This is a genomic window from Mesorhizobium sp. M7A.F.Ca.MR.362.00.0.0, from assembly GCF_004023175.1.
Lineage (GTDB): Bacteria > Pseudomonadota > Alphaproteobacteria > Rhizobiales > Rhizobiaceae > Mesorhizobium.
Genome location: NZ_RZTF01000685.1, coordinates 1 through 1,721, shown reverse-complemented (window position 1 = coordinate 1,721; position 1,721 = coordinate 1). Strand labels below are relative to the sequence as shown.

Annotated in this window: 2 protein-coding genes; one reads left to right on the top strand and one right to left on the bottom strand. The window is 63.7% G+C overall.

Going from position 1 to position 1,721, the window contains the following annotated elements; genetic code table 11:
* A partial coding sequence (locus EOC06_RS36810; protein WP_206631350.1) for an NAD-binding protein occupies positions 1 to 713 on the top strand: 713 nt, incomplete at its 5' end.
* Positions 714 to 782: 69 nt separating this feature from the next.
* Here the strand turns inward: EOC06_RS36810 and EOC06_RS36805 are convergent.
* Positions 783 to 1,592, bottom strand: coding sequence for a helix-turn-helix domain-containing protein (locus EOC06_RS36805; protein ID WP_127271895.1), 810 nt, complete (start codon positions 1,590 to 1,592; stop codon positions 783 to 785).
* Between the last annotated feature and the right edge of the window lie 129 nt (positions 1,593 to 1,721).

Sequence of the window (1,721 nt, the reverse complement as noted above, 5' to 3'; positions counted from 1 at the left end):
TCCTGGCCGAGCTCGGCGTCGGGCTGAAACTGTTGCCCGAACAAGGTCGCGACCTCATTCTGGCCGGCGCCATCCTGTCGATCGTCCTCAACCCGCTGATGTTCCTGGCCATCGACTGGATGAAGCCGTGGCTGGAACGGCGCGCCGCCAGGACGGCACCGCCGGTCGAAGCAAAACCGGTTGGTCCGGCGACGGAGCCGGGCCAGGTGGCCTCTGTCGCGGCAACGGCGAAAAGGGAGGACGGGCCGCCGCCCAAGACGGCACTCACCGGCCATGCCATCCTGATCGGCTACGGCCGTGTCGGTGGCCTGGTCGGCTCGGCGTTGAAAGACGCGGCACTGCCCTTCCTGGTCATCGAGGACGCCGACAAGACGCTGGCGAGGCTGAAAGCGGACAGCATCGAGACCGTCGCCGGCAATGCGGCCAATGCCGAAGTGTTCGCCGCCGCCAATCCCGAAGGCGCCAGCCGGCTGATCCTTGCCATCCCCAATGCCTTCGAAGCCGGTCAGATCGTGCTCCGAGCCCGCGCCGCCAACCCTGGCATCAACGTCATCGCCCGTGCCCATTCCGATGCCGAGGTCGAACATCTCAAGGGTTTGGGCGCCGATACGGTGATCATGGGTGAACGCGAGATTGCGCGCGGGATTGTGGAAGAAGTTCTCGGTTCCAAACCGGAGTTGAGGCGCGAAACCGCCGAGCCGTCGGTGGCCTGAGTCCCAAGCCCAAGCTGCACTCGCGCGCGCTGGCAACGTGATCGGCTCGACCCAGCCTTCAAGTGAGCATTACGCCACGAATGCAGAGCCGCCATTTTGCGCGATACCACTGAGGTATTTGGCCGGCGGCTTCCCAAGCGCCTTCTTGAACATGGTGATGAAGGCCGTGACCGAACCATAGCCGAGATCGCCCGAGACTTGCTGGACACTCTTGCCGGACGCCAGTTCCCGAATTGCAACGATCAAGTGCAATTGCTGGCGCCAGCGCCCGAAACTCAGCCCTGTCTCCTTTGTCACAAGGCGGGCGAGGCTGCTCTCGCTGAGCGCCATGCGCTTGGCCCAGTCCGCCAGCGTACTGCGGTCGGCAGGGTCTTGCGCCAACGCCTCGGCGATCCTGTTCAAGCGCGGCTCGGATGAGATCGGCAGGTGCAATTGCTGGACAGGCATGCGTGGCAATTCGGTGAGCAGCATTTTGGTCAAGAGTTCGCCCCTCGCCTCGTCGTCCTGCAGCCGATCGGAAAGCTCGATGATCAATTCGCGCAGCAGTGGCGAGATCGAAAGCGTGCAGCACCGCTCCGGCAGGTCGGCCGCTCCCGGCTCTATGTAGACGAAAAAAATCCGGGCGTTGGCGGTTGCGACATTGCTGTGCTCCATGCCGCCGGGGATCCACACCCCGCAATGCGGCGGCACCATCCATAGACCGCTTGGAACGCGGCATGTGACGCCGCCGCCGAGCGCGAAGACGAGCTGGCCTTTGCGGTGCCGGTGGGCGGGGACTTCCGCTCGGGTGTCGGGGATGTCGACGCGCACGGCAATCGCCAACGCGGAAGGGTCATCCACATCGAGATCAAGCCAGGGGTAGCTGAGGGGCCGTCTCATGATTGACTGCTATTAGCGATGAAACGCCATGATAGCTAAATTCTTTAACCGCGGAAGTCGATAGGCTCCGGTTCGCGCAGGGTTGATCTCGTGACGCTGCGCGCCATCGCCGGTATGGCTCGCTACCTA